25 protein-coding genes and 2 pseudogenes are annotated in these 23172 nt (G+C 35.1%); 10 read left to right on the top strand and 17 right to left on the bottom strand.

The annotated features are described in order from the left end of the window. The first annotated feature begins 177 nt into the window (after positions 1–177). The 4 genes and pseudogenes from ACI6PB_RS02210 to ACI6PB_RS02195 all read left to right on the top strand — a co-directional run bounded on the left by ACI6PB_RS02210 (position 178) and on the right by ACI6PB_RS02195 (position 3759). Positions 178–1011: pseudogene (locus tag ACI6PB_RS02210) on the top strand (EAL domain-containing protein). Further along, positions 989–1495, top strand: a complete 507-nt coding sequence (locus ACI6PB_RS02205; RefSeq protein ID WP_404280920.1) for a hypothetical protein — start codon at positions 989–991, stop codon at positions 1493–1495. Before ACI6PB_RS02210 ends, ACI6PB_RS02205 begins: the two are co-directional and overlap by 23 nt. A gap of 9 nt (positions 1496–1504) precedes the next feature. Continuing rightward, positions 1505–2829: pseudogene (locus ACI6PB_RS02200) on the top strand (glycosyltransferase family 2 protein). A gap of 240 nt (positions 2830–3069) precedes the next feature. Next, positions 3070–3759, top strand: a complete 690-nt coding sequence (locus ACI6PB_RS02195) for a M57 family metalloprotease (RefSeq protein WP_025085869.1) — start codon at positions 3070–3072, stop codon at positions 3757–3759. A gap of 38 nt (positions 3760–3797) precedes the next feature. On the opposite strand, the gene ACI6PB_RS02190 is transcribed toward ACI6PB_RS02195, so the two are convergent. From ACI6PB_RS02190 to ACI6PB_RS02175, 4 genes are all read right to left on the bottom strand, one after another. Then, the gene (locus tag ACI6PB_RS02190) at positions 3798–3950 is read right to left on the bottom strand and encodes a hypothetical protein (protein ID WP_156407835.1); all 153 of its coding nucleotides are present in this window, start codon (positions 3948–3950) and stop codon (positions 3798–3800) included. A gap of 230 nt (positions 3951–4180) precedes the next feature. Beyond that, complete coding sequence (locus ACI6PB_RS02185; protein WP_025085870.1) at positions 4181–4735, bottom strand: TetR/AcrR family transcriptional regulator; 555 nt, start codon at positions 4733–4735, stop codon at positions 4181–4183. Positions 4736–4899: 164 nt separating this feature from the next. Continuing rightward, positions 4900–5511, bottom strand: coding sequence for a sugar O-acetyltransferase (locus ACI6PB_RS02180; RefSeq protein WP_025085871.1), 612 nt, complete (start codon positions 5509–5511; stop codon positions 4900–4902). A gap of 55 nt (positions 5512–5566) precedes the next feature. Continuing rightward, positions 5567–7039, bottom strand: a complete 1473-nt coding sequence (locus ACI6PB_RS02175) for an MFS transporter (protein WP_404280917.1) — start codon at positions 7037–7039, stop codon at positions 5567–5569. 207 nt (positions 7040–7246) lie between these two features. Here ACI6PB_RS02175 and ACI6PB_RS02170 point away from each other — a divergent pair, with 207 nt between their 5' ends. Both ACI6PB_RS02170 and ACI6PB_RS02165 read left to right on the top strand, forming a co-directional pair. Then, entirely contained in the window at positions 7247–8770 is a 1524-nt protein-coding gene (locus tag ACI6PB_RS02170; protein ID WP_025085873.1) for a LytTR family transcriptional regulator, read from the top strand. Continuing rightward, entirely contained in the window at positions 8770–9192 is a 423-nt protein-coding gene (locus ACI6PB_RS02165) for a hypothetical protein (protein WP_025085874.1), read from the top strand. The genes ACI6PB_RS02170 and ACI6PB_RS02165 overlap by 1 nt, the downstream gene beginning before the upstream one ends. A 37-nt stretch (positions 9193–9229) precedes the next feature. Here the strand turns inward: ACI6PB_RS02165 and ACI6PB_RS02160 are convergent, their stop codons facing one another. Beyond that, positions 9230–9958 carry an SDR family oxidoreductase gene (locus ACI6PB_RS02160; RefSeq protein ID WP_025085875.1) on the bottom strand — a complete coding sequence of 243 codons (729 nt, stop codon included), beginning with the start codon at positions 9956–9958 and terminating at the stop codon, positions 9230–9232. A 119-nt stretch (positions 9959–10077) separates the two neighbouring features. Here ACI6PB_RS02160 and ACI6PB_RS02155 point away from each other — a divergent pair, with 119 nt between their 5' ends. Continuing rightward, complete coding sequence (locus ACI6PB_RS02155) at positions 10078–10419, top strand: helix-turn-helix domain-containing protein (RefSeq protein WP_025085876.1); 342 nt, start codon at positions 10078–10080, stop codon at positions 10417–10419. A 31-nt stretch (positions 10420–10450) separates the two neighbouring features. Here the strand turns inward: ACI6PB_RS02155 and ACI6PB_RS02150 are convergent, their stop codons facing one another. Continuing rightward, the gene (locus ACI6PB_RS02150; protein WP_025085877.1) at positions 10451–11128 is read right to left on the bottom strand and encodes an ABC transporter ATP-binding protein; all 678 of its coding nucleotides are present in this window, start codon (positions 11126–11128) and stop codon (positions 10451–10453) included. A 4-nt stretch (positions 11129–11132) separates the two neighbouring features. Next, positions 11133–12191 carry an FtsX-like permease family protein gene (locus ACI6PB_RS02145; protein WP_025085878.1) on the bottom strand — a complete coding sequence of 353 codons (1059 nt, stop codon included), beginning with the start codon at positions 12189–12191 and terminating at the stop codon, positions 11133–11135. A 221-nt stretch (positions 12192–12412) separates the two neighbouring features. Here ACI6PB_RS02145 and ACI6PB_RS02140 point away from each other — a divergent pair, with 221 nt between their 5' ends. Further along, entirely contained in the window at positions 12413–12559 is a 147-nt protein-coding gene (locus tag ACI6PB_RS02140) for a hypothetical protein (protein WP_156407838.1), read from the top strand. An 18-nt stretch (positions 12560–12577) separates the two neighbouring features. Here the strand turns inward: ACI6PB_RS02140 and ACI6PB_RS02135 are convergent, their stop codons facing one another. The 5 genes from ACI6PB_RS02135 to ACI6PB_RS02115 all read right to left on the bottom strand — a co-directional run bounded on the left by ACI6PB_RS02135 (position 12578) and on the right by ACI6PB_RS02115 (position 15863). Next, complete coding sequence (locus tag ACI6PB_RS02135) at positions 12578–13048, bottom strand: glutathione peroxidase (RefSeq protein ID WP_404279340.1); 471 nt, start codon at positions 13046–13048, stop codon at positions 12578–12580. 133 nt (positions 13049–13181) lie between these two features. Continuing rightward, the gene (locus tag ACI6PB_RS02130) at positions 13182–14603 is read right to left on the bottom strand and encodes an MFS transporter (RefSeq protein ID WP_404327694.1); all 1422 of its coding nucleotides are present in this window, start codon (positions 14601–14603) and stop codon (positions 13182–13184) included. Between the two features lie 70 nt (positions 14604–14673). Continuing rightward, positions 14674–15081 (bottom strand): hypothetical protein, encoded by a 408-nt coding sequence (locus ACI6PB_RS02125; protein WP_309510471.1) that lies wholly within the window; start codon positions 15079–15081, stop codon positions 14674–14676. Next, positions 15078–15515, bottom strand: coding sequence for a LytTR family DNA-binding domain-containing protein (locus ACI6PB_RS02120; protein WP_309510472.1), 438 nt, complete (start codon positions 15513–15515; stop codon positions 15078–15080). The genes ACI6PB_RS02125 and ACI6PB_RS02120 overlap by 4 nt, the downstream gene beginning before the upstream one ends. Before the next feature lie 144 nt (positions 15516–15659). Further along, positions 15660–15863: a type II toxin-antitoxin system HicA family toxin gene (locus ACI6PB_RS02115; RefSeq protein WP_025086359.1), complete on the bottom strand. Its 204-nt coding sequence runs from the start codon at positions 15861–15863 to the stop codon at positions 15660–15662. Between the two features lie 236 nt (positions 15864–16099). Between ACI6PB_RS02115 and ACI6PB_RS02110 the strand changes: the two genes are divergently transcribed. Both ACI6PB_RS02110 and ACI6PB_RS02105 read left to right on the top strand, forming a co-directional pair. Further along, on the top strand, positions 16100–16351 hold the full coding sequence (locus tag ACI6PB_RS02110) for an IS3 family transposase (RefSeq protein ID WP_002816285.1): 252 nt from the start codon (positions 16100–16102) through the stop codon (positions 16349–16351). 5 nt (positions 16352–16356) lie between these two features. Then, positions 16357–17247: an IS3 family transposase gene (locus ACI6PB_RS02105; protein ID WP_309511209.1), complete on the top strand. Its 891-nt coding sequence runs from the start codon at positions 16357–16359 to the stop codon at positions 17245–17247. A 279-nt stretch (positions 17248–17526) separates the two neighbouring features. On the opposite strand, the gene ACI6PB_RS02100 is transcribed toward ACI6PB_RS02105, so the two are convergent. The 5 genes from ACI6PB_RS02100 to ACI6PB_RS02080 form a co-directional block, all read right to left on the bottom strand. Next, complete coding sequence (locus ACI6PB_RS02100; protein ID WP_056955788.1) at positions 17527–18216, bottom strand: 2,3-diphosphoglycerate-dependent phosphoglycerate mutase; 690 nt, start codon at positions 18214–18216, stop codon at positions 17527–17529. 140 nt (positions 18217–18356) lie between these two features. Further along, positions 18357–19793 (bottom strand): hypothetical protein, encoded by a 1437-nt coding sequence (locus ACI6PB_RS02095; protein ID WP_404327693.1) that lies wholly within the window; start codon positions 19791–19793, stop codon positions 18357–18359. 67 nt (positions 19794–19860) lie between these two features. Continuing rightward, positions 19861–20913, bottom strand: a complete 1053-nt coding sequence (locus ACI6PB_RS02090; protein WP_309510473.1) for an AI-2E family transporter — start codon at positions 20911–20913, stop codon at positions 19861–19863. A gap of 10 nt (positions 20914–20923) precedes the next feature. Further along, complete coding sequence (locus ACI6PB_RS02085) at positions 20924–21724, bottom strand: YdcF family protein (RefSeq protein WP_309510474.1); 801 nt, start codon at positions 21722–21724, stop codon at positions 20924–20926. Positions 21725–21739: 15 nt separating this feature from the next. After that, a complete protein-coding gene (locus tag ACI6PB_RS02080) occupies positions 21740–23167 on the bottom strand; it encodes a hypothetical protein (RefSeq protein WP_309510475.1) in 1428 nt (475 codons plus the stop codon). Positions 23168–23172: the final 5 nt, after the last annotated feature.

The following is a 23172-nucleotide window of genomic DNA, read 5'->3' as shown; positions in this document are numbered from 1 at the left end:
TCATAATCTATATCATTATTCATAATTTATTTTTATAAATATTAACAATAATATACTTTTCGAATTTAATTTTGAATATCAAAATCATTTTTTACTGTCATTTTAAATATAAAACTCCTACATAACGAGATATAATTACATAGTTTGTGTCTTTAATACAGAAGAGGAGGCGCCAAGGTGAACTTAGCTTTTTTAGAAATGATTTTATTACGCCTCACATTAATAACTCTAGTTATTTTTATTATCACTATTGTTATTTATTATTGGAAATCTAGAAAGACCAGCAATAACTATTTAGAAAATAAAAATTTTAATTTAAAGTATTTCATTCAAAAGCAAGTTGATTTTAACGGAAAGATTATCGGCTATGAATGTCTTTTACGCCAACAACATACTGATGGATCATGGTCTCTGCCTGAACAACTTGACTCATTACCTTTACAACGAGTCGTTTTTCTTTTAGAAGATACTTTTAAATCCTTACCTACTGAAAAAATTCGTCTTTCAATTAATCTTGAATACAATCAAATCATTAGTTCAGATTTTCAATATTTCGTTCGCTGAGCTATCTCTAAAATCGAACCTATGCAACTTTCCATTGAGTACACTTCCGCTTATGGTCCTAAGCATGTCAATCATTATTTATTTGAAAGCAGAATTAAAAACGCCAAAAAGTACGGTATGGAATTTAGTATCGATAACGTTGGTTCCGAAATGAAAAGTCTTAAACAAATTGAATGGATGTTACCTTTTGTCGATTCAATCAAATGTTCCATGCGTAATTTTCGAAAGGAAGATCCAAATGCATGGTTAGATTTGAATTTACAATCATGGAATAAGATCTCTAAAGAAAACAATATCGAATTAATTTTAATGGGAATTGAAAATAAGGATGATGAAGATTTGGCAAAACTCTTAAAAATCAAGACCCGACAAGGATACCTCTTTGGTCATCCTGAAACCCCCAAGAAAATACGAGTAAAAAATGATGTCCAAAAAACAAAAAAATAAACAACAATTATATACTGATGAATACTTTGAAAAGGGCCATTGGTTATTAAAAATTCGCCAAACTTTAATGAGTCTAATTGGATGGTTAGCAGTCATTATTCCAATCGTTATAACGGTTACTTCTTTCTGGGCTAGTTTAAATCCTAAAATCCCTCACATTTGGTCCTATCCAGAAGGAATCTTAGAAATAAAATTTATCGGTGTTATTTTACTTTTCGCTTTTGTCATGTCAGGAATCTTTTCAATCAGCATGACTATTATCCAGAATCGAAAACGTCAAAGGCTGGTTCAACAATGGCCTACCTTTAATCCTATTAATCAAAAAAAGCGTGAAAACACAATTGATACATTTATTGACAAGCGTTTCGGCGACAAAGAATTCCGTGAAAACGTACGAACATATAACGTCCAACCTGAACAGAATCTCGATACCGATGAAATACATAAGTTATATGATGAACATCATATTAACGATTTAGATTAGGAGAACAGCATGTACAACATATTTATTGATCATTTGTTTGAATCCACAACTTTAGGAACGATTCTAAATATCTGTCTTCTAATCCTTTGTCTCTACCCTATTACTGGCTCATTCTTGTGGTTCTTTGGGGCAATTCTTACCGTTTCATCAAAACAGATAAGGAAGACAATACCTGGACAATTATTCCTCCTAATAAACAACCAATGATAACTATAATGATTCCTGCTCACAATGAGGAAGTCATGATTGAAGAAACAATTACTTATCTTTTTGAAAATTTAAATTACACTAATTACGAAATTTTAGTTATGAACGATGGCTCTACCGATAAGACCACAGAAATAATTCAGCGTCTTCAGGAAAAATACTCTCGTTTACGCACAATCAATATCATCAAAAATAAAGGTAAAGCACATGCTTTCAACATTGGAATGCACTTTGCCAAGGGTGAATATATTTTAAGTAATGATGCCGATACAATTCCTGAACCAGATGCTTTAATGAAATATATGAACTTTTTTATTCATGCACAAGATATGAACACTTCCGCGGTTACTGCCAATATGGACGTTCAAAATCGGACATCTCTTTTGGGTAAATCACAGACGGTTGAATTTTCCAGTATCGTTGGTGTCATCAAACGAAGCCAAAGTTCTATTAATGATTCAATGTACGCATACAGTGGAGCCAATACTCTATACAAAAAGGACTTTCTCATTGATGTTGGTGGTTTTCGCCAAAACCGTGCCACTGAAGATATCAGCATTGCCTGGGATCATCAAACTATCGGTGCTGTACCGAGATTTGCCCCCAATATAGTTTTTCACATGAACGTTCCTGAAACAATCCATGATCTCTACAAACAGCGTAAACGGTGGGCCCAAGGTGGCACAGAAGTTTGGTTAACTAATTTAAAAAAGTTTATTCTTCATCCTATTAAAAGGCGCTATCAAATGTCGATGTTTCTGGACTCAACTCTGTCGATCATTTGGTCATTCTTCTTTGTAATAACCTCATTTGCCTTCATTTTCTTAATGATCTGGTTTGCTGTTCATGGAAATTATGAACGGATCTACCATGCTTTCTCAATTTCTTTTATCTTCGTCAGTTTTGAAATAATCGCTGGTCTACTGCAACTTATTACTGCATTATTGCTCGATCATCATGCAGCAAAATTAAAGTACGTTTTATTTGCTCCGCTATATATTCTTTTCTATTGGATGGTCAATCCGATTACAGTCGTTATGACTTTCATTCCGGCCATGAAAACTATCTTAGGCTTTGGTTCTGGAACTTGGGTCAGTCCCAAAAGGAAAAGTTTACAAAATAAGTAACTTTTTAACACCAAAATAACAGCTTCCATTAAGTATTCGAGACATATGTCATGTACTTGAGTATTACTTAATAGATGCTGCTATTTTTTTATAAATTTAGGAAGAAGGTAATAAATAGAATATTTTTCTAATCTGAAATAAAAGTTATACAAGTCTAAAAAGGGCCAATATTGGACTTTTAGTCACGAAACATTTATCATAACTAGGAAATTTCAATGATTCTAAAGGAGTATTACTTATATGAAACGGAAATCATGGATATGGCTATTGATCTTAGCCTCAGTCGTATTAGTAATCACTAAGAATCCTAAACTGATCTCACAAGTTAAGGAACAAGTTCATGAAACTAATATTAAACTTCAACCTTATCTTTATTCCTTACAGGCATCTGTCGATCGTAAATTAAGTGGCAAGACCAAAACCACCGATAATAAACAAGTCGGCAAAACTACCACTCCTATCGAAAGTCCTTTAAAAAATGTGACAACTTCTGATACTTACTACTTTCACTTTAAAAAGAATGTTCCTCAATCAGTTCGTGATGTATTTACTACCGCTGTTAATACTTATAACGATACTGGTATTGTTCGTTTAATCCCCGGAAGTGCTGAAACTAATAAAAATAGTATTACCTTTTTCATTTATCACAAAAAAATAGAAAATATTGCTTCTAACACTGTTGAATTAGGAAACGGTGGCCCTTCAGCATTAGTGATCAATCACTATGCTATCAATAGCGGTCAAGCCGGCTTGAATCTGGATTATCCTAATTTATCTGTTAAAGAATCAGTCGCACTTCATGAATTAGGTCATGCTTTAGGTTTAGCTCATAGTTCAGATACCAATTCAATCATGTATCCTATTGATCAAGGTGTCACAACTTTATCTAAAGGAGACATCGAAGGTTTAGAAAATATTTATAATCAATAAAAAAATTCCACTAACTCATTTTGAATTAGTGGAATTTTTTACATTTTCTTACTTTTTTTTTCTCTGATACTCTTGATCCAACGTGGCGAATAACCGAATTCTAAAGATATTTCCTGGTTCGTCATATTATCTAATTTGCCTTCACCAATAGCCTCTTTCAAAGCAACTCGATCATACATTTTCATAGGCAACTGTAACTGCGTCCCCCCTAAATAGCTCATATATCTTCAATAAGTTATCTTCTCCAACTATGTCATATAAGGCTTTATACGTCGGATGTAACATATCATAATTTAATTTGCTGCGCATTTGCACTCCCTCCATAACGATGTTTTTTCTAACATCATTAAAATATCAAAAAAATGCACAGCACTAAAAATACATTATACATGTAAGACTACATGCACAATATACTGTGCTTTTAAAGTGAAAGTAACGTTATGTCCAACATCTTATCAAAGCTATCACGCGCCGCTACAAGCTTATTGTCAAATTGACTATTTCCTATGTGAATAATTTCTCCAACAATCAAATCTCGCAACATTCTAGAAATTATTAGTTGTACTTTTTGGTCCTCAATGAGAGAATTCAATAATTTATTTAAAATTTCGAGAATAACCGGAAAACCATCATCTGAAATTTTATCGTCAACATCATTCGCAGGAATACTTAAAATTTTTTGAACTACTAAAAAATGACTCAAAGAAAATTGAACACTGACATTTGCAAAGGCCTTTATTGCGTCCTTACCAGACATTCCTAAGAGATCCACTCGCAATCTTTGTGACAATTGATTATAAAAATCAGCCGCTACAGCACCTTTAATCGCCATTACATCTGGAAAATAATTATAGATAGCCTGCGAACGTGTCCCTAACAACTTACTTAATCTAGTAAAAGTCAGGGATTCTTGATTATTTATAATTTGAACCGCTGCTGCAACAATTTTTTCTTTCGACAAAGTACGTGAAGTCAAAACTTGCCTCCTGCTTATAATTTATAAAGTATAAATTATAATTACGCTGTGTAAATATAATATATCTAATAATCAAATTTAATTCTAGTTAGCTCTGACAAATTCTACAATTAATAACCACTGTTTTTTCAATGGCAAATTTAAATAGATTGAAAAAATATTCCCTAACTCCAGATATCAAGTTTTTCATTTTTGTAAAAATAATCGTGATCATGCGATCCAATCGACCTTAATACTTTACATGGTGTCCCTACTGCTACAACATTTGCTGGCAAATCTTTTGTAACTACACTGCCCGCACCAACAACTGTATTATCGCCAATAGTTACACCGGGTAGAACAGTTACATTAGCACCTAGCCAAACATTTTTGCCAATATGAACCGACTTATTGAATTGATAATGCTTATTTGCTCGCAACGGTGGATAAATTGGGTGCCCTGCAGTCGCAATCGTCACATTAGGACCAAACATTGTATTATCCTCTACAAAAATATCTCCATCATCAACTAAAGTCAGATTGAAATTAGCGTAAATACCATTACCAAAGTGAACATGTTGCCCACCCCAGTTGGCGTAAAATGGGATTTCAATCATACAATCTGTTCCCATTTCAGCAAACATTTCCTCTAATAAATGCGTACGACCTTTGAAATCACTTCTCTTTAAAGCATTGTAAGCATCATTTTTCTCTTGAGCAGCTATTTGCTGTTGCATCAATTTGGGTTCATCTGGATTATAAACTTTTTCTTGCTGCATACGTTCTATATTTGTCATTTAGTCTCTCCACTTGTAAGCGATTACTGCAATTATAACAAAAAAGCTTCATATTCTATGAAGCCTTACGATTTAAGTATTCACGTCTGAAAAGATATAGCAGAATGATAATAACCAAAATAATCAAAATCATGGCCGTCAACATAATACTATGAATCCCTTGGAAAAAGATTTGTCTCATTTCAGGAATCAAATGTTGTGGTAAGTATTTTGCATCAGCAGCATTACTTAGCTTGTTCATCATTGCCATTGTAATACTTCCATGACTCTCTCTAACCCCACGCATCAAAGCAATGTTCAAAATAACTCCGTAGATTGAGGACATAAAAGTTTGACTCAAGATTCTAACTAAATAGGCAAATGAAGTTGAGATCGGCACATCTCGTGCTTCAACGTCAAACTGAACGGCAATCAATAAGGCATTGAAACAAATACCAACACCAAATCCTTCAAAAACACCCATGATTAACAGAAAAGTATAACTAGCGGTTTGTTTTGCAAAATACAATCCAGCAAACGAGATCAAGAAAGCAATTGTCCCGATACCTATGATCGAGTAACGACTAATTTTTCGCTGAATCAGAGGTTCTAACTCGGAACCAATGAAGTTAGCGATTGCTCCGGGAATCTGCGTCATACCTCCTATTAAAGCGCTCAAGCCCATGATTCCTTGTGCCCACATAGGAATATAGATATTGAAGGCTACGAATGAGCCCCACAATAAAGCAAACAGAATCAAATCGATTACTAATTTCTCATTTTTAAATAAACGGTTAGGTACAATTGGATCATCAACCCGATTCTCAACTCGTGACATCCACAATATCAGTAGTAGCCCCACAATGATAAATCCTAATGTGACAAAGATCGAGGAGACACCTAACAATTGAATTCCTACCAAAATTGAAGACAATCCCAGAACCATCAGGATGGCACCGTGATAGTCAACTTTGGCATGATTAAGATTTTCTTTGATTTTAAAGAAGAAAGCAATAATGATGATAGAAAGCAATGCTAACGGTAAGTTAATATAAAATACCCAATGCCAGCTGAAAGTATCAACGATCCAGCCACCTATTAAGGGACCGATAATTGATGTTCCACTGAAACCAGCTGAGGCAATTCCAATAACTTGCGAACGACGTTTAATATTCTTAAAAATTTGTGAATAGATGATAAAAGGAATTGTGTTCATCCCTCCGGCACCAATTCCCATGACACTTCTAGCGGTGATAAACCAAATAATGTTAGGAGCTAATCCTTGGAATAGCGCCCCTATCATGAAGACAATTGTCGCCGTAATATAAGCAACTTTATTTCCACATTTCTCACCAAATTTACTCCATAACGGTGTCGAAACGGCCATCCCCAAAAGAAAAATTGCAACGATCCAGCCCATATACTGAATACCATGCAAATCACTAATGATTGCTGGCAAGGCAGTATTAATAATAGTTGCATCAAGTCCAGCCATCATATTCGACAGAACTAACGCGAACGTAACCAGAATTTTTCTATTCCTACTCATATCCTTACTTCTTTCCCCTACAAATTCCATAAAAAATAAGACCCACACAATGTGCAATGTCTTACTTTCATAGCGTATAAATATGATATTTACTGAAAATAATTATCTACCTTTCAATTATAAACTTAATCGTTTAAACGTACAAATTGTAATGGTATAATCGTAAAAAGAACATACGTTTGGATATATTTAAAGAGGTGACTGGCAATGACTAAGGAAAGAACTTATATGGCAATTGATTTGAAATCGTTCTACGCTTCAGTTGAATGTATCGCTCACGATTTAAATCCTTTAAACGATAATTTAGTTGTTGCGGACAACTCAAGAACTGATAAAACCATCTGCCTAGCAGTCTCTCCAGCTCTCAAAAAATTCGGTGTACCAGGACGGCCTAGACTGTTTCAAGTTGAAAGAATGGTCTACAAACTTAATCGAGAAAAAATGAATAATGCTCCCCATCACAGTCTAACTAGGTATTCTTCTATCGACCGCCAACACTTATTGAAATCACCAACTCTCAAAATTGGCTATAAAGTGGTTAAACCAAGAATGAATTTTTACATGCAAAAGAGTGCTGAAATTTACGGCATTTATCTACGTTTTATCGAAGCCAAAAATATCCATGTCTATTCAATCGATGAGGTTCTAATGGATGTTACTGATTATCTAGAGCAACACGACATCACAGCTCACATATTAGCAAAAACGATTATTCAACAGATACAAACTGAAACTGGAATTACGGCTACCGCTGGTATTGGCACCAATCTTTATTTGGCTAAAGTAGCGATGGATATTGTAGCTAAACACATCCCTGCTGATCAAGACGGCGTTAGAATTGCTCAAATGAATGAACATCAATATCGTCAACTGCTTTGGGCTCATCAACCTCTAACTGATTTTTGGCGTATCGGTCGTGGTTACTCTAAACGTTTAGAGAATTTAGGACTGAAAACAATGGGTGATATTGCTCGTTGTTCTCTAGGAAGCTTGTCAGACGATATGAACGAAGAAATCCTCTATCGTGAATTCGGAAAGAACGCTGAATTATTGATCGACCATGCTTGGGGTCATGAAACAACCACTCTCACCGATATTAAGAATTACCATTCTGACAATCATGGACTTTATTCCAGTCAAGTTCTAATGAAGCCAACATCCTATGATGACGGTTTAAAGATTGTTCGTGGCATGAGTGATAATCTAGCTCTCGATTTAGTTCAAAAAAAATTAGTAACTAATTGTGTTGGTTTGATCGTCAATTACGATATTAAAAGCTTGCAGATCGACAACAGTTTCAATGGTGATCTAGTTGATGATTATTATGGTCGCAAAACCCCTAAGCCAGATCACAACCACGTTAAAATGTCTGCCTTCACTTCTTCATCTAATGAACTACGTCAGATTTTCAAAAAGCTTTATGAAGACAACATTAACAGTAAATTACTAATTCGACGTGTCACCCTCACTGCTAATAATTTAACTGATGAAAAATTGGCCCAACAACAAATAACTTTTAAACAGACGGATTTGTTTTCCAATACTTCAAAGGAAATTATTCAAGATAGGCATTCCCAAATCAAACGCAATCGCGATCGTAAAATTCAGGAAACTATTCTGGATTTACAAAAGAAGTTCGGTAGTCGCAACATTATCTTAAAAGCTTCTGATCTAGTAGAAGGTTCAACTACAATTGAAAGAAACAATCAGATTGGAGGTCATCATGCTTAATGGACGAAAAAAAACTGATTGAGCAGCAAATATTTAACGATACCTCTGCATATCAAGACATTATGGACCTACCTTATAGTCCTTCTAAACGTCATTTACCAATGGAACAGATTGATCGTGCTGCACAATTTGCACCTTTTAGTGCTTTAGAAGGTTTTAGTGGTCTCATTAAAGAAAAAACTAAGGACTATACTCGTAAAAAATACTCCACTGTAACTGAAGAAAAGCATATTACGAAACAATTAAACTATTTGCACACGCACCATTTAAGGGTAGATGTGAATTATTTCAATGAAGAATCCGGTTATTATGAGCATCTCAAAGGTTACCTTCAAAAAATTGAACCACAAAAAGGTCGAGTAACTTTCGACAAAACTTCTATCATCATCGTCAATATCCGTGCCATTAAATTAGCGCAGTAAAAAAGCCTCGAACTTTTATAATCGAGACTTTTTTACTCTATGAATCTTGACGTGTAGCCGCAATATCAACTTCACGAATATTAACTTCTTGAGGCATGTCATACATAAACTTGACTGTTTCAGCAACATGCTTAGGATCAAGTACTACTCCACCCATGGTTTCTTCCCAAGCAGCATAATCCTTCAAAGCTGATTTACTTGTCACATGTGTTAACAATTCTGTTTCAGCGGCACCTGGAGCTACCATCATGATACGAACGTTTTTAGCAGAGTTTTCTTCACGAATAGTTTCAGACAAGCCATGAACACCAAATTTGGAGGCTACATAAGCAGCATGATTAACAAATGTTTTCTTACCAGCAATTGATGACATATTCAAAATTGTACCGTGTTTGCGTTCACGCATGTCATTTAAAACAATTTGCGTACCATTCAGAACACCCATAACATTAGTGTCCAACATTGTTTGCCATTCTTGCGGATTTTGATTTTGAACATTTCCTAACAGCATGACACCGGCATTATTGACCAAAAGGTCAGTTTTACCATATTTAGTTTCAGCTTTGCGAACGGCCTTTTCAAATTGTTTATAGTCAGTAACATCAACCGAATCAAGCATGACGTTTTCCATACCTGTAGCTACTTCTTGAAGTTTTTCCATTCTACGTCCTAGTAGCAACAATGGAAACCCATCAGCATTAAAAATTTTAGCAATTTCAGCACCAAAACCTGAACTTGCACCTGTTATTACAACTAATTTTTTCATATTTATATCCTCGATACTTAAAAAGATTTTTTCAACGCTTTAAAGTATAATTGCAGGTATTATGAACAACAAGTACGCACTTTCAGGTTACTAGCTGTGGAAAACTAAGAGGGAAACTTATGGCAAAATATTTAAACGAGTTTGATGCCACTATGCAAATGATTCAAGGAAAATGGAAAATCATCATTCTCTATGAATTAGCCGAAACTGGTCAGGGTCGCTTTGGTGAATTACAACGACATATTCAAAATGTTTCACATAAAACATTAGCTAATCAACTACGCGAACTGGAAACTGACGGACTCATTATCAGACATGACTTTAAAACTGCTGAACCACACGTTGAATACCATTTAAGTGAAAACGGTAAATCCCTGATTCCTATCTTGGATGCCATCTGTACTTGGGGTGATACTCATGTTGATCACAATTTAATCGAACGATCTTTGTGTGACGAATAAAAAGCCCCAACCAAATCGGTTGAGGTCCTTTTTATCCCTTTTTCTGTTCCGTTAAGGTACCATCTCGCATAACGAATACCCGATCGGTCGGCGTTAACAAACGTGTATCATGGGTAATCATAATCACACCTCGATGATATTCATGAGCAATCTTAGCTAATAAACTTACCACTTGGTTAGCTCTTTCTGAATCCAAACTAGCCGTTGGTTCATCCGCTAAAATCACGTCAGGATTATTATATAAAGCTCTGGCAATTGCAGCGCGTTGACGTTCACCACCAGATAAATTGCTAGGATAATTAGTTGCTACATCAGTCAGATCTAGCATTTTTAACAAATCAGCCTGATTCATTGTCTCCCTATGGCTGGAGGTAAATTTATCAACTAATTTGAATTGTTCTTTAACTGTCAAAAAGGGAATCAAATTGGATGCCTGTAAGATGAAACCAAACTTATTAAAACGTAAGTCGGTTTTCTTTTTAGAACTCAACTTAGTAACATCTTTTCCACCGACATAGATTTCACCGGAGGTTGGTGTTTGCAATAGTCCCAAAATGGTTAATAACGTCGTTTTACCAGAACCAGATGGTCCAATAATAGCGTTGAATTCACCTTCATCGAGGGTAAAATTAGTTTTATGTAATGCTTCGACTAAGGTTCGACCTGAACCGTATTGTTTAACTACATCTTTAACTTCAATTAAATGCATAAGTTTAACCCCCTTCGATAGCTGATAATGGATCGATTTTCAAAACTTTACGCATTGATAGAGTTCCACCTAATAGCGCCATGACCATAATTGCTAAGGTCAATAATCCATATGCTGGCCAATTACTGTAGAACGGCACTGTCTTTGGTAATCCCAACTGAGTTGCGGCAATCGCTACTAAGGCCAAACCAGCTCCAAGTGCGGTTAAAATCAAAATCTGATAGAATAACGCCGCTATGATCCGAGCTGTTCTGATACCTTGGGCTCTCATGACACCATAGAGACTAATCTTTTGAATCGTTATGATGTACATGAAAATTCCGATAATCAAGAAAGTAATAATAATCATTGCACCTATCATAAAGGCAAAGACCATAATTTGTGCCGTATATCCTGGAATATGATTAATCAAATCAGGAATCGTAATTTGTGACAATCCTGATTTTTTAATCTTGGTCTTATCACGAATTACTAAGGCACTGATATTCTTTGCTTGATTCGAACCGTACTTCAAAGTTCTAAAAGTATTCATATTAGTAAAGATGATTGGTACCGTGAAGAAACTATTATCCTCGGTCAAACCAACAACCTTGTAGAGATCTTTACTGCCATTGATCTTTATCTCAGAATTAAGCTTAATATTATCATTTTCCAATTTTGAATCAGCAATGACCTCTTTACCATTCTTCGGCATTCGACCAGCCGTCAATTTGGGACTGATAAAACTATTCCAGTTTACACCGAAAATGTTGGTATTAATTTTCTTATCTGACCCTTTAAGTTTTGTAACGACTGTCATCTGACCAACCGGTACAACATTTTTACTCTCATAGTCCTTATAAGAACTTTCGGGAATATTTGACACTGTCAAACTTTTATTAGAATAGCTTGAAACAACTACAGATTCGGCATTCCATTGATCGACTGCCGTTCTATTTCCCCTTGCCAATCCTACAGCTAAACTAGTTAGAAAAAAAACCATATAACTGATTAGAAAGACTGTGAAAACAACCAAGAAATATCTTGTTTTATTGTGGAGAATTTCCTTTATCGCTAAAAACATATTCTCACCACCATTTCACTTAATTAACGTTTGATAAACGAAATCACAATATAAATATATCCCATCTATTTTTATAGAACTAACGTTGAAGTAAGCCTACCACTAGAAAATTTTTAGCACAATTTATTTAATTTGTAAATAAAACAACTTATTTGCCTTAAAACATGCCTCTATATTAGAATTATTAATTAAAGCACTCCCATTAGAAAGGTAATTAGACAATGAGTAAACCAGAGAAAAAGGTTTCTGTTTCAAAATTAAGTGAGAAATCACAGAAAAAATTAGAAGAAATTCGTCAAAAACATCACCTAAAATCCTTAGATGAAGCAGTTGAATATATGTTGAATTTTACAAAGGAAAAGAAATAGACCTCACGATTGTGAGATCTATTTTTTTAGAGCATCTATAATTAAACTTTCCATTTTTTCAGGTTTTGTGATTGGAGCAAAACGTTTCAACAGATTACCCTCTTTATCAATCAAGAACTTAGTAAAATTCCACTTGATTCGACCCTTCCCTGATTGATCTTTTAAGTATGTGAATAGTGGATCTTCATCCAGACCATTCACAATTACTTTACGAGTCATGGGAAAAGTCACTCCGTAATGCATTTGACAAAAATCGCTTGTCTCCTCATCACTATCAAGTTCTTGATGAAATTGATTAGAAGGAAGTCCCAGAACCTCAAGACCCTGAGCTCGATATTTATTATAAAGTTTTTCAATTGATTCAAGTTGCGGTGCTAAACCACATTTGCTTGCGGTATTAACGATTAACAGAACCTTACCTTGATAATCTCTGAAATTAATAATCCCACCATTCATCTCAGTTTCCCTAAAATTATAAATTGGTTCCATTGCCCTACCGCCTTTCTTACTATCTATTTTCACTATATTATACTAGAAAGAAAGTTAGTGAGACAAAGTTAGCAATTAATTTATCCGAATTGTTACTTTTGAGATTCTTCTGTAATAATGATTTCTAATTTAGCTATTGTTTCTTATTCATAGCGTCGTTATGCTTATCAATTCGATGAATCAGATAAACCAAAATGATTGCGACAATTAGTAATAATAATGCTGTCAAATAAGCAAAATGCATGCCGCTTAAAAACCACCTTGGATGAGCTGTTGGATAATAAGCAATCTGCTTGCCAGCTTTTAAACTCATACCATAATATAGGCTAGTCGTCGCTATACTGACACCAATACCCATACCAAGGTTTCTAAATAAGGCAGCTAAACTACCAGCAATTCCCTGGTATTCTTGGGGTGCGTAACCCATAATCATTGGATTATTTTGAAATCCACCATTACCAATTCCAAGGAACAGTAACATGAACGTGAAAACAATCAAACTATCTGTTTTTGAGACCCGCATCAAAAATATAATGGGAATGGCGTAGATGAACAAGTTAACAATCGAGACACTAGCGGCGTTATATTTATCCGTAAAGTAACCTGCAATCGGTGCAGCAATTACGTTAGCAAACGGGATTGCCATCATAATCAATCCGGTCAATGACGTACTTAATGATCTAAAGTCAGTTAAATAAAACGGCATTATAACGTTAGCATAATATCCAATTGAAAATACTATCAAAGCACTAATTAGACTTAAAGTTAAACGAGATATTTTAAAAATCTTGAAATTGATCAACGGTGATTTAATATGTTTCTCGGCATAGAAAAATCCAATCCAAAATACCAAACTAATTATAAAAGTCAGTATAACGGCTCGATTGCTGAAACCAATATCTTGTCCCATAAAGATACTGACAAAGAAAGTAGCTATTGCAACGGCATAGGTTATTAGACCAATCCAATCATAAGATACTGTTTTAACCCTACGATTTTCCCTAGGGAACATAAAACGACCATAAATATAAACAATAATTCCAATCGGAATATTGATAATGAAAATCCAATGCCAAGATAAAACACTTAGTACTAACCCGCCTAAACCAGGTCCTGAGATATTTCCTAATTGGGCAATGATACTGTTGATACCATAAGCTCGGCCGCGCTGACTCATTGGGAAGATCATCGCGATAATACCAATATTAGTAGCCATACTCATACTGGCTCCAAGTCCTTGGACAATTCGCCCGAATAATAATGTGTATAACGATGGACTCATAGCACAAATTAATGAGCCAATCGTAAAGAAAATAGTTCCCATTTGGAAAATTTTAATATATCCGATTTGATCAGCCATTCTTCCCCAGAACAGTAATAACATACAAATCATAATCAGATAAACCGACACAATCCATTCGGCCCGATTCATTGGTACATGTAAATCTTTGGTTAAGCTAGGTATCGCCACATTAACGATACTGGCATCAAGCAATTGCATGAACGACATGAAACTGGTCGCAAACAATGTCAAAATATTATGTTTGCTTTTCATAATTAAGCCTCTCTCAAAAAAGTACACTTCTAATAGTAGACTTCTTTTAATGTCGTTGGCAACCAAAGCATTAACGTTGATGCAATCGATTCAACTCCCGTGCCATTTTTTCATTTTGATATTTTCTATAAAAATAAAAAAAGATTACATGAAGAAGTAGCGTCACACATAGGACTGCTAACCAATATGGCAATATTAGTTGAAAAAGAACTTTTGAATAAAGATATAAAACAAAATAACCTGTCAAAAAATTTATTACCGAAGACAGAATAATACTAATTGGCGCAATCCAAGTACTGTAATTCCAAATATACGGATAAATAACACCAAATATCACACTCAAACTAGCGGAAATTAGCAAAATATTCCAAAAGAACGTTACCTCCATTGTTTGCCTTGTAAATCCGGTTAGAAAAACAATCCAAATAATTGTCAGTAGAGTTCCTTGAATAAAGCGATTCTTATATTGTTTAATCATCTTAAATACTCCCGAATTTTTTTACCAAAGTGTCGACTGACAACAAAACTTTCTTCATTGGCAGTGTAAACTTCTAAGCGCGCGTACTTCCCATTTTTAAAACTGACGATTTTATTCAAATTGATCATAACTGAATTGCTTATTCTCAAAATTCCATATTTTGTTAAATATTCTAAATTCTTCAATCTACCCTTCAAATAAAAAACGTCTTTGTCAGTGGTATAAAGTTTGGACAAATTATCCATAGCTTCAATGACAAGAACATCTTCAATTCTTAATTTTGACTGTCGGCTGTTTTTAGGATCAATTACTTCTAAATATTTCGTCTCCAAATTCTTTTCAATAGTTGAAATCAATCCATGATTCTTAGGATGCATGCAAATTCCAATTTCATCAGCGGCATAATCATCGATTAGTTGATACTTAATTTTCATAGGCCTCCTCCTCTGTTTAAAAAAATACCATCCAAATCTAGATTCGTCAGCACTTTTTTAACTTGTTGTATTAATTTAAGTTTTGATACAAAAATAAGGCTATGTAATGACTCTTTCAACGAAAAGTCCATTACATAACCTTATTTAAATATCGGTAACCTTAATGCCAGCCTGTTTCAAAATTTTGCTCTCAATTCCATGTTCGAGCTCTTTATCATGATGAATTGGTACTGGTAGCGTCACATTGGTATCGGGATTATACATTTTTAAGTGCGATCCATTCTGCGACTTTTTAACAAAACCATGTTGTCGTAGTATTTTAACGATTTTCTGGGGTTTCATTGCCATATTATTACCCCCTCTCACATATCATTGTACACAATATCAGTCCAGTTCAAAAATAATAGACTCGATAATATAAAAACACAAAGTCATCAACTAGACTTTGTGCTTTTTAGATTAACTATTTTTATTGATCTTCTTTTTTCTTAAATACTTTTTTGTGGATGTAAGCTGATTCCTGAGACAACTTTTAAGAGAGGGTATAATGAATAAATCGTCTCTCAAAAGGAAGGAATTTTTACATGCCAACTCGTTACGACAAAGAATTCAAACAAAACATCATCAACCTATATAAGCAAGGCGAATCAGCTGCCCAACTGGCCAGAGAATATGGCATTGGCTATTCAACCGTTCATAAGTGGATCCAGGGCCAAGCCAAAACTCAATCCGGTAAATCGCCAGACGAAATTAAAGCGATGGAAAAGCGGCTGGCTTCCCTGTCTGAGGAGAACGAAATCCTAAAAAAAGCCCTGGGCTTCCTTGCGCAGAAGTAACCAATATTTTTGATTACATTCACCAAGAAAGCCATCACCACCAGGTAACTAAGATGTGCCGAATCCTCGGTGTTTCCAGAGCTCAGTATTATCGTTATCGATCCCCAAAGCCTTCAAAACGCCGGGCCGAAGATGCGGACTTAAAACAACGGATTCTGCGGATCTTTGCGGAATTTAAGCAGCGATACGGTGTTATGAAGATCCACCATGAATTGAATCTGGAACTTCAACCACTGCAGCGTCGGTGCAGCCCAAGACGGATTTCCCGGCTCATGAAGGAACTGGATATCCACTCCGTTACCGTCAATAAATGGAAAGCGGCTTCGGCTTCCAAAACCAAGGTTGAACAGCGTCCCAACTTGCTTAAGCAGGATTTCTCGACCACTGGTTTAAATCAAAAATGGACCGCTGATATGACCTATATTCAAACGAAGCGTAATGGCTGGTGTTACTTATCAACCATCATGGATCTGCACTCAAGACGAATTATCGGCTATTCATTCTCAAAAAAGATGGATACTGATTTAGTCTTAAAGACCCTGGAAAGCGCGGTTAAAAATCGAACCATTACTGGGGACCTGATTATCCACACAGACTTAGGATCACAGTACACCAGCGATGATTACAACCAACGGTTAACAGAACTACATATCCGCCACTCTTACAGCCGTAAGGGGTGTCCATACGATAATGCACCAATGGAATCTTTTCATGCTTCCCTCAAAAAGGAATGTGTTTATCCAGTGCCGGTCTTTGAGAATTATGAAACTGCCGCTGCTGTCCTTTTTGAATATGTGCATGCTTTCTACAATAGGAAGAGAATTCATAGTTCACTGGGCTACCAGACCCCCTTACAAGTTGAAATCGCAACACTTGCGAGCCAAATGGCCGCCTGATTTAATGCTTTCCAGGGTTCAAATAAGTTATTAATCACGATTAATGATTTATTTGAGCTGTGGAAGGTAAACGCGGTTCTGAATGTCTCTTAAAACCTGTCTCAAATATTGACTTCAATCCAACCATTAATGAATTCATAAATTAAACAGGTCGGTCCGTCTTGTTTTATTCGTCTAAAAATTTTACTATCTCCTTTATTCACCATTTATACAAAAAAACGCCCACACAGATTTACTCTGTATATAGGCGTTTTTTATTAATATTCAACTAATCAAAAATTAGTTAAGCTTCTTCTTACTTACAACGTTCAACTTGTCATCCAAGTCATAAACAACTGGTTCACCAGTAGTCATTTCAACATCCATAATGTCAGCATCACTGATGTTTTCGATGTACTTAGTCAAAGCACGTAGTGAGTTACCATGGGCAGCGATGATTACGTTCTTGCCGTCTAATAGCTTAGGAGCGATTTCATCTTCCCAGAATGGAATTACACGTTCCAAAGTAACTTTAAGATTTTCGCCACCAGGAATGATTCTTGGGTCCAAGTTTGCGTAACGACGATCGTTAGCTGCTGAACCTTCGTCAGTAGCTTTCAATAGTGGAGGTAATGTATCGTATGAACGTCTCCAGATATGAACTTGTTCATCACCGTATTTTTCAGCTGTTTCAGCTTTGTTAAGACCTTGAAGTGCACCGTAGTGACGTTCGTTAAGTCTCCATGTCTTTGTTTCAGGAATCCATAATTGGTCACAGCCTTCAAGAGCGTAGTGCAATGTCTTGATAGCACGTGTCAATACTGATGTATAAGCTTGGTCAAATTGGATGCCAGATTCTTTAAGAAGTTTACCAGCATTTTGAGCTTGCTTTACACCTTCTTCACTTAAGTCAACATCAACCCAACCAGTAAATTGGTTTGATAAATTCCATTCACTTTGTCCGTGACGAATGAAAACTAATTTTGCCATTTATATGATCCTCTTTTCATTTCTTTAACAATCTACATTTTACACGATATTGCCAATAAAAAAAAGAGAGTGACACTTAATTTAGCCCAAAAGACTAATTTTTGGCATCATTCTCATGAAAAAATATTTTTAATGAAAATTTATTTTTGTTCTTTATAAATTGGTGTTTCAATTTCCTTTAAAGTTGTGATGTCCATCTTATTCTTAGCATTCTTATTCAAGTAAGTATTTACTTGATCAGTTCCCGCAATCACTGCAGAAACTTTATCAGTGCCATCAATCAAGTTGGAAATTTGATCAGCATTTTCACTCTGTTTCATCACAATTGGAATAACTTCAATTCCACTATCACGTAGTGACAAAAGTTTCTTATAGAAGTCCGATCCAATTGAAACAAAGATAGTCGATGTGCTCTGCTTCAAAGCCTGGTTTTTAAGCCACCAGACGATTAAATCTTCATCACTGTCAAATGTACTTATCAAGACGTTGCCTTCACTGAAGAGCTGAATATAAGGTTCGTCACCTGTATAACTCTTAATCAAGACAAGTGTTCCATCCTGACGATAGAAGTTTTCGCGAACTACTTTATTGGCATTACGATGATCGTAAAATTGGGTAGCCGAAATAACTCCATTAACATCAAAAATGTCACGACTCAATAGTTGATCATCTTTGTAGTGACGAATAATTTGTAATTGATGATTGGAATCACGAGAAACTTCCATGACTAATTTATCATTAGCATCCAAAATTTTATCAACTTTATCAGTCACATGTTGAACACGATAATCTGCATCAAATGGTATTTCAGCGGGCGTGATAGAAACATTTAAATTACGACCTTGTAAATCATTGTACATATTCAATAAATAAGCATTTCCATCAACAAAACCAGCATTCTGATAATTCATCCAAGTTGCATCGATTTGGTCATTGTAAGTAACAGAGATTGCATTAGCCAATAATCCCCGATCAGCTAAAGTCATTGTCATCTGTTGCCACATTGCTGTGACGTTACTATCTGGATTGGCAGGCAAATCATCGGTAAAGACGAAATAATTTGTATTAGGATCTAAATAGATCTCATTGGCCATCTCATCAGTTCCGAACCACTCTTTTAATGAATCGTTGATATCATTGATGCGGTCTGTTGCTTGTCTTCTCTCATCTACTTGATCACTACCAACTGTTCTTAAAAGATGGTTGCAATAACTACGGTCAGCTAATAATTGACTACGTAATTGCGACTTAAGGTCAGCACTTTGATCCAAAGTATTTTGTAAACTTTGTTCAGTGTATTCCCAATCTTCATTATCTGGCTGATTTGGTTGAACAGGTGCCTGCGCTTGAGATTGAGGTTCTTGTGCCCCAAAGTAATAATTATTGTTGCCATTATTAAAATCTTGATTGTTAGGTATAAATTGAGTCCCCATCCCCATATTCGGGTCATTATTGAATTGGCCTTGACTAGGATCAAAATTATTTTGGTCTGGTTGTTGAGGTATCTGATAAGAAGAATTATTCGGATCAGAATAATTATCATCGTTGTCTTTCTTTTTTCTATCAAAAAATGACATAACTTAATCTCCTATCTACGTCAGTTAGTTATCTTCATTATATATGACAAGTTTTCTTTAAAGTTAATTATAACGTTTTCTTTAATTTTATTCTTTTCTTTTTGGAGTTCTTGGTAATTGAATGAACACCCAAAATGTCTAAGAAGAAAACAAAAATTGGTATACCAATGATCAATCCCCACGTACCGATCAATTCCTCTGAAACGATCAGCACAACGAATGTAAAGAAAATTGGTAAATGAGTCATACTGGACATGAATTGTGGATTCAAGAAATACGTTTCAATCATATGAATAATAACAATCATAATAATAATATAGATAACGTATCTAATACCACCAACTGTGTAGGCAATAAAACTCAATGGAATCATTGAAATAATAACTCCAGCCACTGGAATCAGTGACAAAATGAAGACCATCACAGCTAAGGCAATAATCCCTGGCATTTGCATGAACAACAAAGTAATTGTCGTCAAAGCCGTATTGACAACAGCAATCATCAATTGTGCTTCCAGAACAACACCGAAAGTATTGACAAACTTTTGTCCAAAATACTTTAAGTCAGAGAATACCCAACCATAATTGCTGTCCAAGAATTGTCTTCCGAAGGAATTCATTTGTTCTACCTGACTAGCATAGAAGAAACTCAATAAGAATGAGACAACAATATTGAATCCGACTGCACCAACACTGCTGATGTAGTTTACAACTTGCGTGATGGCTCCCTTAATTTGATTATCCAAATTAATTTGTTGCAAATAATTATAAATAACATTCAAATAAGGATTCGAACGAACTTCCTTACTTTCATAAAACTTCTGTAATGATGAAAACATTTTAGCCGTTTGTGTAATCAACTGTGGCACATAGTTAGCAATGACAAAAACCAATAATGCAATAATTATCAAGTAAACCGGTGCTATCACCCAAATCGGTTTAATTCTGGGAAACTTTCTTTGAATGGCTCGAACTAATTGAACTGACAAGAAGGTAAAAGTAAAAGTTAATAGAAATAAACTCATCATTCCTCTAAAAAGATAGATCAGCAATATAACTAACGCTAATAGAGTGAATCTTCTCAATCGTTTGTTATCAACGAACTTATCGTACAAACTCATATAAAACTCCTCACATACACATACTTAGTGAAAATACCAAATCCATTCCCAATAACGTCAACAATGAATAGCGATGATACCAAACGATCGCCGTAAACTCACGAAACATTGCTGGCCATTTCAACATTCTAACGGTACAAGCTGCTGCAAATTGAACCTCTAAGCCTAATCTTTTGGCATGCCATTTAGTTCTGGGGATATGATAATCACTTGTTACTATAATAACCCTTGGCCGTGTTTTTTTCTGCCAAGTTTGATGGATCTCAATCGCTGAATACTCTAGATTCTGTACCGTATTGATTGACTCATCTTCTTTAATAATAGCTGATTCTGGAATATTGTGGTCTATTAAGTACTTACGCATCATCTCTGCTTCGGTCTCATATGAAGATTCTGAACTCTTAGATCCACTGACAATAATTTGGGGCTTACGTTCAAAATTATTGTACAACTGAATTGTTTTTTCCAAGCGTTCACTTAAAATTGGCGGTACTCGTGATCCCATACATTTATTACCTAAAATGACCAAAAAATCTGGTTGCTTAGCAACTGGTAAGTCTCGCAAATCACGTTTCATTTGATACATATAAACTAACATAATCACTAACAAGACCAAATCCACCGTTGCAAAGTTGAATGTGTAAGCTCGCAAATATTTATTCACTGACAAAATTGAAATTGAATATAACGCCGTTATAGTGATAATTGATACCATTATGGCAAAGATTGGCAGGCGACTATAGGCATATCTTATTTTATAAATAATCATTACCTCAATCGCCGATACGGCAAGCATTAATAAATAAGTCATATTCCCCTCCATGGCTTAATCTAAACTGAATTTTAATTTTGGAACTTTCAATGGAAAGTCCTTAACTAAAGTCCAAGTTACTGTTGTTGAATCTTTATCTGGTTGTTTCAAAAGAAATAATCGATTATCCAATGAACCATAAACTAAGAATTTACCCTTAGTAGTTGTAACAGCTGGTCCATTTTGAGAATAAGCTGAAGGTGATACTAAAAACATATACTGCATTAATGGCTGTTTACTACCATTAACACTAATTCCCTGGTAGTCAGTCGGTTGTAAGTTAGTTCCATACTGACCACCAAAATTGACCCCTAAATTGCCAATTTTTTTATCATTATTATCCGAAATGGCCCCTGCCAATTGCATTAAATCAGCATTCGATGATAATGGACTTTCTTTATATTTATTGTAATAGTCCTGGGTTTGTGTAATAGCCGTCCTCAAATCAGTTTGTGCTGTATCTGACTTAGTTAACAAATTACCATTCTTATTACTTTGACCATCCTGAACACGGACCGTATAGTCTCCCGAATACAAATACAACTGATTAGAATCCGTCTCAATTCTGATATTGGCCCGTTTAATTTGATTTCCCGTAGCCTTCGAATTAACTTTCAAATTAACACTCTTAGGCAAAAGTCGATCAGTATTCTGTCCATGATAATAGTAATTAATCGTCAATAGATTCTTTGGAGTTAAATAGTACTTACCATATAAACTCTGTACCTGCCCACTTTCAATTAACGTTTCCATGACGACCTTACTGTCAGTATCATCGTTTAACTTCTGAGCCGAATGTTCCGTCAAAGTTAACTGATAAGTTCCATTCTGATTGATTGTCAGATTCCCATCAGTCCGGCGATAATCAATAATTGTTTTGAAATTATAATTACCTATCATCGCATTATTAGCCGTTAACGGTTTGGAATTACTATTAACATCGATGATATGATCTGGCATTTGCTTAGCGGAGATACTTTGAGATAAATCTTTTTTATTAGAATTAGCATTAGCAGACGGTTTGTCTACCTTAGTAATATAAGCAAATTTATAGGTATCACCACCAGAAGACACCGAATAGCCTTTCATATGCTTACCGTAAACATTCTCATGATAAGTTTTTTCAATTTTTAGGACTAAATCTTTTTTAGCCGTTTTGAAGGTAATTGTTCTACCATCACGATTTAAAACGTATTTTGGATTATTAAATTGATTATCAAATCGGTTAATACCGACCTTTCCATTAATAGTAGAAACATCTTTAATTTCTGCTCGTTGGTTCTTTAAAAATTTAATTGAAACAGTATCGTTTTCTCCCTGATCTTGATACAAATACCAAGTTTTGTTACTGGAAACTATCTCATCAGTTTCCTTTGGCTTACATCCTAAGATCGTTAGGAACAAACAAAGAATTCCAAGAACCGCTAAGAATTTTTTAACCATATTGT

The sequence above is a fragment of the Companilactobacillus paralimentarius genome, assembly GCF_963227125.1.
Taxonomy (GTDB): domain Bacteria; phylum Bacillota; class Bacilli; order Lactobacillales; family Lactobacillaceae; genus Companilactobacillus; species Companilactobacillus paralimentarius.
The sequence above is the reverse complement of the archived record's forward strand: the minus strand, read 5'-3'. Positions and strand labels throughout refer to the sequence as shown.